The organism is Vagococcus sp. WN80Y, assembly GCF_059621045.1.
Genome location: NZ_JCAQHY010000096.1, coordinates 1 through 8823 on the forward strand (window position 1 = coordinate 1; position 8823 = coordinate 8823).

7 protein-coding genes and 3 pseudogenes are annotated in these 8823 nt (G+C 35.0%); 7 read left to right on the plus strand and 3 right to left on the minus strand.

All coding sequences use genetic code 11. The annotated features are described in order from the left end of the window. Positions 1-399 precede the first annotated feature (399 nt). From AC5KOD_RS03425 to AC5KOD_RS03455, 7 genes and pseudogenes are all read left to right on the plus strand, one after another. Positions 400-1124 (plus strand): annotated as a pseudogene (locus AC5KOD_RS03425) (ArsA-related P-loop ATPase); the annotation flags it as partial. Between the two features lie 81 nt (positions 1125-1205). Next, entirely contained in the window at positions 1206-1499 is a 294-nt protein-coding gene (locus AC5KOD_RS03430) for an ArsR/SmtB family transcription factor (RefSeq protein ID WP_496913135.1), read from the plus strand. 1 nt (position 1500) lies between these two features. Next, the gene (arsD, locus tag AC5KOD_RS03435) at positions 1501-1872 is read left to right on the plus strand and encodes an arsenite efflux transporter metallochaperone ArsD (RefSeq protein ID WP_496913136.1); all 372 of its coding nucleotides are present in this window, start codon (positions 1501-1503) and stop codon (positions 1870-1872) included. 132 nt (positions 1873-2004) lie between these two features. Then, the gene (locus AC5KOD_RS03440; RefSeq protein ID WP_496913137.1) at positions 2005-2373 is read left to right on the plus strand and encodes an ArsR/SmtB family transcription factor; all 369 of its coding nucleotides are present in this window, start codon (positions 2005-2007) and stop codon (positions 2371-2373) included. 88 nt (positions 2374-2461) lie between these two features. Continuing rightward, positions 2462-3127: pseudogene (locus AC5KOD_RS03445) on the plus strand (arsenic resistance protein); the annotation flags it as partial. Between the two features lie 68 nt (positions 3128-3195). Then, positions 3196-4245 carry an arsenite efflux transporter membrane subunit ArsB gene (gene arsB / locus AC5KOD_RS03450; RefSeq protein ID WP_496913140.1) on the plus strand — a complete coding sequence of 350 codons (1050 nt, stop codon included), beginning with the start codon at positions 3196-3198 and terminating at the stop codon, positions 4243-4245. Positions 4246-4268: 23 nt separating this feature from the next. After that, positions 4269-5942: an FAD-dependent oxidoreductase gene (locus tag AC5KOD_RS03455; RefSeq protein ID WP_496913138.1), complete on the plus strand. Its 1674-nt coding sequence runs from the start codon at positions 4269-4271 to the stop codon at positions 5940-5942. A 253-nt stretch (positions 5943-6195) separates the two neighbouring features. Here the strand turns inward: AC5KOD_RS03455 and AC5KOD_RS03460 are convergent, their stop codons facing one another. The 3 genes and pseudogenes from AC5KOD_RS03460 to AC5KOD_RS03470 all read right to left on the minus strand — a co-directional run bounded on the left by AC5KOD_RS03460 (position 6196) and on the right by AC5KOD_RS03470 (position 7892). Continuing rightward, entirely contained in the window at positions 6196-6495 is a 300-nt protein-coding gene (locus AC5KOD_RS03460) for an STAS domain-containing protein (protein WP_496913141.1), read from the minus strand. Further along, positions 6484-7623, minus strand: a pseudogene (locus AC5KOD_RS03465) (SulP family inorganic anion transporter); the annotation flags it as partial. The pseudogene AC5KOD_RS03465 and the gene AC5KOD_RS03460, both read right to left, overlap by 12 nt. A gap of 23 nt (positions 7624-7646) precedes the next feature. Then, positions 7647-7892, minus strand: a complete 246-nt coding sequence (locus AC5KOD_RS03470) for a universal stress protein (RefSeq protein WP_496913139.1) — start codon at positions 7890-7892, stop codon at positions 7647-7649. Between the last annotated feature and the right edge of the window lie 931 nt (positions 7893-8823).

The window sequence follows — 8823 nt, forward strand, 5'->3', positions numbered from 1 at the left end:
TTTGAGTTGATACTAAATTGTCTAGGCTCATAAAATCTCCATTCAGTTTAAGATAGTGAATTAATAATACCATAAAAAACGAGTAATAGTTAGAAATGGCAATACAAAAAAGGCCTAGAGTTTCCTCTAGGCAATCACGCATTTGTGTGCAAGCACACGAGTGGTGAGCTCATTAATATTGTACCAAGTAATTTATCAGTTAGCAAGCTAGCTATTAGCTATAATTATTAGTATGAATCAAAAAAACATACTAAGATTTGGAATGAGATTAGATAATTAGCTCAATCTTATTTTTTGATTCATTTGAACGCCACTCTATAATTTTTTTATGGGCAATAATAATGAAATGCTCTAGTTATCAGTAGTGATTGGCAAGCCGCTAATTAAAACTTAGGAACACAAATAATATTACATCTTCTTTATTTTTGGAAAGAAAGCAACAAGAAAGTTATTTTTACAATGGGGAAAGGTGGAGCCGGAAAAACAACAATTGCCGCAGCAATTGCAATGGCTTTAGCCGATAAAGGGAAAAAGGTTCATTTAGCAACGACTGATCCAGCTGCGGACCTTCAATTTGTTATTTTAGAAACAATAAAATTAGTTTGAGTCATATTGATGAAGCAAAAGAACTATCTTACTATCAAGCTAAAGTATTAACTAAAGCTCGTGAAACAATGTCAGAAGAAGATTTGCGTTCACCATGTACACAAGAAATAGCTGTTTTAGGTAGTTTGCAGAAATAGTTGAAGGAGCAGATAGTGATGTTGTTGTGATTGATACAGCCCCAACAGGTCATACATTATTATTGCTTGATTCGACACAAAGTTACCATAAGGAAATTGAACGTTCTTCTGGCGATGTCCCTGAATCAGTCCGAAAATTGTTACTTAAATTGCAAAATGGCGAGGAGACAGAAATTGTGTTGGTTACTTTACCAGAAGCGACACCTATTTATGAATCTATTCGATTAAAGGAAGACTTGGAAAGAGCAGGGATCGTTCGTACTTGGTGGGTAGTAAATAACAGTATGCTTTCAAGTGGCACAACTTTCTAACAATCATTACGTAGTGATTGAATGGAAGGCAGAAGAAATATTTGGAGAAGCTTTAAGAGACATTTTATAATGTGTGAGAAGCATCAGTTAATTTTTAATCACAATTTAGTCTCACCTTCGCATAGATAAGTATCTATGTGAAGGTGAGGCTATGGATTATTTGAGATTATCGAAAATTATGAAGGCTATCGTTGAACCTAACAGACTTCAAATAATAGATATGATCTCAACTGGTGAAAAGTGTGCGTGTGATATTTTAGATGATTTTAATTTTACTCAGCCAACACTATCATATCATATGAAAGTCTTGATTGAAGCTGGGATTGTAACAGCTCGTAAAGAAGGTAAATGGCAATACTATTCCCTAGTGATTGAGAATATTGAAGAATTTCAAGAGTTAACCAATCAAATTTTTAAAACAAAACAAAAAGAAAGAGTTAGGTAAAATGAGTAAAGTATCGTTGTATGAACCGACAATGTGTTGTGATACAGGAGTGTGTGGACCTGGAGAAGATACAGAATTATTACGTGTATCTTCTGTTATTCAAACACTGGAAAAAAACGATGGTGTAGAAGTTGAGTGCTTTAATTTGACAGGTAATCCTGGAGCATTCGTAGAGAATGCGAAAATAGGGGAGTTGTTACAATCTAAAGGAGCTGATATTTTATCAGTTTTTTTACTGGGCGATGAAATTATGAAAATGGCTGGTTATCCATCGATTGAAGAATTTGGTGTTTATACAGGTATCAATTTTTCTGAGGATAAAAGAGAACAACCAGCAAATAGTTGTTGCTCACCATCTTCTGGATGTTGCTAAAACGAACAGGATAAAGCTTGTGGGATAGGTTCTCATAAGCTTTTTTTATTTTAAAGACAGAAACTATTGACAATAGATAGATAAGCATCTATATTATACATAGAATAACTTCTATCTATGGAGGGATGAAAGATGGATTATGAATTAACAGCAAAAGTATTTAAAGCATTAGGAGATCCGAAAAGAGTTCAAATTGTAGACATGCTCTCTTGTGGCGAGCGCTGCGCATGTGATTTATTGGAACATTTTGACTTTACACAGCCAACACTGTCACATCATATGAAAGTGTTGATGAATGCAGGAATTGTTCAAGCAAGGAAAACAGGCACGTGGCACAACTATTCATTGAATGCAGATAATATGAAGGTTTTATCTGGAATTATTGGTGGTCTCGTTCAAAGCACAGTTGACTGTGTTTGCCAGACCATTGAAAATGACGAATGCTCTTGTATGGATAATAAGAAAAACTCAAAGGTTGCAGAGAGCGTTACGATTGACTAAAATGATTAATTTAAGGAGGCAACAGACATGAAATTGTATCAACCTGACCAATTACCATTAACGAAGTATCTGTTTTTTACAGGAAAAGATGGTCTTTATCTGGAGCAATTTAACAAAGGGAGACCTAGCGTACACATTGGTTCAAGTTTCTGCCAATGATCTATTGATCGTCATTCTATTTGCGCCAATCGTGACGTTCTTACTGGGCGTTAACAATATTGTAGTTCCGTGGGATGTGTTGTTGTTCTCAATTGTCATTTTTGTTGTGGTCCCTTTAATTGCTGGAATAGCGACAAGAAGTTATATGATAAAGAAGAAAGGGGAAGCATACTTCAATGAGAAGTTTGTCACAAAATTTGATAGTATTACAACAATTGCTTTGTTGTTGACACTAGTTATCATTTTCTCTTTTCAAGGGGGTATTATTTTAAGTAATCCATTTCATATTTTATTGATTGCCGTCCCACTGGTATTACAAAATTTATTAACCTTTGCTTTAGCCTATTTCTCTGCTTGGAGATTGAAGTTGCTGCATAATATTGCGGCACCAGCTGGGCTAATTGGCGCTTCCGATTTCTTTGAACTATCAGTCGCAGTAGCGATTACACTATTTGGTGCATCTTCTCCTGTCGTTTTGGTGACAGTCGCGGGTGTTTTAACAGAAGTACCAGTCATGTTAATGTTAGTAAAATATGTGAATAAAACGAGAACGAAATTTCCTCATGGCGGTACACATGTAGCTGTAGAAAAGTAGTAGAATAACGAATTACTCATTAGAAATTATCTAGTGAGGATATCTTTTTCAAAAATTTAACAATGGAGATGTTGATTGTGGCAGGAGTAACAAAAAAATTATCATTATTAGATCGGTACTTAACGCTTTGGATTTTTTTGGCAATGGCTTTCGGAATTGGATTAGGTTATTTTGTACCAGACGTTGTGACAGGGATTAATAGGCTAGAAGTTGGTACCACTTCAATACCTATTGCGATTGGCTTGATTCTCATGATGTATCCACCATTAGCTAAAGTGAAATACGAAGAAATGTGGCGTGTGTTTAAAGACTGGAAAGTGTTGCTATTATCACTGTTTCAAAATTGGATTATTGGTCCTATTTTAATGTTTATTTTGGCAGTTGTTTTTTTACATAATTATCCTGAATATATGGTAGGCTTGATTATGATTGGTTTAGCTCGTTGTATTGCGATGGTGATTGTATGGAGCAATCTTGCTCAGGCAGATAATGAATACACAGCTGGGTTGGTCGCTTTTAACTCTATTTTCCAAATTGTTTTTTACTCTGTATTTGCCTATATATTTGTAACTGTTATTCCAGGGTGGTTAGGCTTGGAAACACACGCTATTTCGATTGGAATGGGTGAGATTGCCACAAGTGTGTTTATCTATTTGGGTATCCCATTTATTGCTGGATTTCTATCAAGACGAATTTTAATCAAGAGAAAAGGTATCCTGTGGTATGAACAAAAATTCATTCCTAAAATTAGCCCAATCACATTAATTGCCTTGTTGTTTACCATTATTGTAATGTTTTCAGTTAAAGGAGAAAAAGTCATTGAGTTGCCCATGGATGTTGTAAGAATTGCGATACCATTGTTGATTTACTTTGTGTTAATGTTTTTCGTATCGTTTTTTATTTCTAAACGAATGGGAACGAGTTATCCAATTGCAGCTTCCTTGTCCTTTACGGCAGCTAGTAATAACTTTGAATTAGCAATTGCTGTAGCGGTGGGTGTTTTTGGTATCAATTCAGGAGAAGCGTTTGCTGCAGTTATTGGTCCACTAGTTGAAGTCCCCGTTCTAATTGCTCTGGTGAATGTTGCGTTGAAATTCAAGAAGAAGTATTTTAACTAATTTAAAAGAAATGAGGCTTGTTTATGAAGATTGTCATTATCGGTTCAGTAGCCGCGGGTACAAGTGTGGCAGCGAAAGCTAGGAGAAATACAGAAGTAGCAGAGATTGTAGTTTATGATCAAGATAAGGATATATCTTATTCTATTTGTGGCATTCCTTATTACATTGGAGAAGAAGTGGATGAATTGAATTGTTTAACACCACGAAATGCGGCATGGTTTAAAAAGCGTTATAATGTGGATATTTTTACCGAGCATCGAGTGACAAGTATTCATCCTGAGACACACACAATTGAGGTTGAGAACCTTCAAACAGGCGAAAAAAAAGTGGACACCTATGATGAACTAGTTTTGGCAACTGGAGCAAGACCAATTATTCCCGAAGTTTTCGCTGCGAAACAATCAAATGAAAATATATTTCATGTACGAACTATTCAAGACGCATCGGCTATTCATGCCTTCATTGAAAAGGAGAAACCACAAAAAGCAACAATCGTTGGTGCTGGTTTTATCGGCTTAGAGATGGCAGAACAACTCGCACATAAAGGGCTAGAGGTTACTGTTGTTCAACGAGGGAACCAAGTCATGAAACAAATGGACTTTGATATGGCGTATCTAGTAGAATTGGAACTTAAAAAGCATCAGGTTAATATTCAGCTAAATACAACCATTACGAGAGTAGTTGATGTAGAAGGACGAATCATTGAATTAGAGACGAGTCAGAAGCAATATCTTCAAACAGATTTAGTCATTCTTGCAGCGGGTGTTATGCCAAATACTGCTTTAACTCAATTAACGCAAATCAAGTTAGGTGAATCAGGGGCAATCAAGGTTAATAAAAAAATGCAGACATCTGTTCCTCATATTTATGCTGTAGGGGATGTTGCTGAAAGTTTCTCTGTCATAACAGGTCAACCATTGTATCGACCACTAGGCTCTACTGCAAATAAAATGGGGAGAATTGCTGGGGATGTTATCACTGGAGGGACTTTGGAACATCGTGGGATTTTAGGAACAGGGATTGTTCGAGTGTTTGATTTAGCAGTTGCTTATACTGGCATAACTGAAAAGGATGCTATTGAGGAAGGGATAGATGTAGCAATTCTCTATAACATCAAGCCAGATCATGCCGATTATCTTGGTGGTAAAGAATTAACTATCAAAGCCTTAGCAGATAAAAGTAGTGGTAGAATAATTGGTGCACAAATTATTGGACAGCAAGGTGTAGATAAGCGAATTGATGTGATTGCAACAGCTATTTCATTCGGCGCTGTAGCGGAAGACTTGTTCCACTTAGATCTTGCCTATGCGCCGCCATTTGCTACAACTAAAGATCCTATTTTATACACTGGAATGGCATTGGACAATGCTGTTAATAATGGGATACCATTAATGACGCCAACTGAACTGCTTCAAAAGCAAGGGAATGGTGAAAAGCTTCAAATTATTGATACTCGCTCTAAAAAACAATATGAACAATCGAATGTTGAAGGAGCTGTCCATATTCCATTAGCTGATTTACGTGCTAAATTAGTGGAATTAGATAAAGAACGAACAACTATCACCTATTGCAATAAAGGTGTCACTGGAAATGCAGCTCAAAATATATTACTCAATGAGGGTTTTAGAGACGTCTACAACTTGTCTGGTGGGAATAAAAATTATCAATTAATAAAACAGGCGCTGTCTTCTCATTAAGTAAAACATAGAAATATGGCTGAAAAAAATAGTACTTGCAGGACTTATTGGTATTTTAAGTGTTTTCCTTGTCGCAAAAATAATGAGGGATAGTTGTAAAACTTGTACTACAGATTGTTGTTTTGTACATCGTGGTAAAGAGAAGATATGCTACGTAAAAAATAAAGTTGTGTCAGTATCAGTGAATGACTTCTAATGTGCACCCTTTGAATTTTATATAGAAATCAAAATTTAGCTTAGATGAATAAAAAAGTTATTTCAGTTTTTCTATTCTACTGGTCAATTCTTTATCTGCTGTTCTAATTCCAACGATCTGCATAGCGGGTTCATTTTTTTCAAAGGCATCAAGTATCGAGGTTATTGCCTCAATTCCTGATTCGTCCCAGATGTGTACTCTAGAAAAATCAATTATCATTTTCTTTTCAATAGTTAAATTATTAAAGTAATCGAAAAGTGAGTTTGCGGAAGCATAAAATAATTGTCCGCTAATATAAATCGTTTCATCAACTTGTACGAATTCCAATTTGGAAGCTTTAGTGATAAAAATAATCATGCTTAAAACGACACCAACCAAGATACCAATGGCTAAATTATGGGTATAGACAACAATTGAAATGGTAATAATCATAATGAGTGTTTCTGCGATAGGTTTTTTTCTTACCAGCTTAACACTTTCCCAATCAAATGTTTCAAATGCCACAGTAATCATGATACCAATTAAAGCAGCAGTAGGGATTTGAATCATGACTCCTTTTAACGCAACAATTAAAAATAATAATGCTAAACCAGCTGTTAAAGTAGATAGTCTTTTTCTGCCGCCAGATTTGACATTAATGACTGCTTGGCCGATCATAGCACATCCAGCAGGCCCCCCGAAAAAACCAGTGACGATATTAGCCAAACCTTGAGCTTTCACTTCCCGCTTGCTATCTCCTGTTGAATCTGTCATATCGTTGATCAAAGGTAGGGTTAAGAGAGATTCTATTAATCCGACCATAGATAAAGCTAAAGATGTTGGGAAAATAATGAGGAATGTTTCCAAATTAAAAGGGACTGACGGTAAACTTGGGAATGGTAATGAGCCAGTCATATCGCCTAAGTCACCAACTGTTTGGAGACCTAAAGACGGGTAAAGTGATAAAATACTCATCATGATAATCACAATTAAAGCTGGAGGAAATGATTTCGAGATTTTTGGAAAAACATACATGATGATGATAGTTGCACCGACCATAATATATGTCGCGATGTTCTTATTTTCTAATTGTTGAACTTGAGCAAGAAATATAAGAATGGCTAACGCATTAACAAATCCTAACATAACAGGTTTTGATATATATTTCATCAGTTTGTGAATGCCTATATAGCCTAAAATCATTTGTATAATTCCTGTCAGAATAGTAGCTGCTATCATATATTCTAAGCCATGATTTTTTATTAATGTAACCATAACAAGCGCCATAGATCCAGCTGCAGCTGATACCATAGCAGGTCTACCACCAGTAATTGAAGTAACGATTGCAGTAGTCACTGAGGCAAATAAGGCTGTAATTGGGTTTACTCCAGCGATAATGGCGAATCCTATAACTTCTGGAATGAGAGCGATGGATGTCACTAATCCTCCCAAAATATCATTCTTTATATTGCCTAACCACTCATTTTTATTAAAACTAATTAACATAAATAGATAAAGCTCCTTTCATTCTATTTTACAACTAGTATAGGAATTTGTGCATGTTTTACAACTTTATGACTGACACTTCCCATTACAAATTCTTGTAATAAATTCAGTCCTCTACTACCAATAATCAATAAATCGTAGTCCTCTTTTTGTGCATGTTTGATAATCTCAGTAGCAGGATCTCCGATTAGAATTGTAATGAGACAGCCATCTAGTAACCCTTTAAATTGTTCTTTGACTTCATTTATACGAGCGATCTTTCTCTCCAATCATTATTTGCGTCTCACTTTTATTTTAGTTAACTTTTTGTAAAACAACCATCGATCTAATATAATGCATTACATTTTTGTCACAACTGATTTTTTGCTTAGACTTCATTGTTATAAAGACATAGTATTCTTGTTTTAATAATAGTAACTCGTCATGTGTTTGTGTCTTTATAGGTTCTATCTGTAAATTTTTTGATATCAGTGTTTGATTTTTTGCATCTAAATAACTTGGTATGTAGCATGATTTGTAGTTGAGAATACTGGATTAAGAACAAGCATAAAAAAGGCTAACAACACCAAAAGTTAGCCGAGGTGAAAACTGCTATAGTCAAGAAAAACCAGGTGAAGAAGTTAGTATGAAGGCAAGTTTAGTAAAGGAACCTATTTATAAGTAGCTGAAAGCCTCTTTGATTGAATGTATGGATACTTGAAAAGAGATTCGATAATTTCAATTTAGAAAAATGTAAAAATTGAAGTCCCTTGCAAATTTATTGATATATGAATCAATTTCATAATTCCAAGAACCGCTCAAACTCGCTATTTCTCGTATCAGATTTCATGAAAAATTAGATGAAAGCTGATAGTATTAATGGGGAGGCAAATACTGTAAATTCATCTAAATTAACTAATTTTTCCCTAAAATCAATGAAATCCTATGTTTTTTTGGGGAGATAACATATTTTCAAGTGTTAGAAAAGCTGTTATATCAACGCTAATAATTATGAAATTGATTCATATGGCTATTTGTAATAACGATTGAATTAATAAGCAAAGAAGCAATCAGTTGTTCTTACTTTTAGTCAATTGTTCATTACCGCGTTTGAAGTTACCGGTGACTCTTGCTAGCAGATATTGCTCATTATCGGGCGTTGATTTCGATAGGTCTTCGAGCAATTTTTGAGCTTTTGTTCCTTTTAGAATCATGATTTGT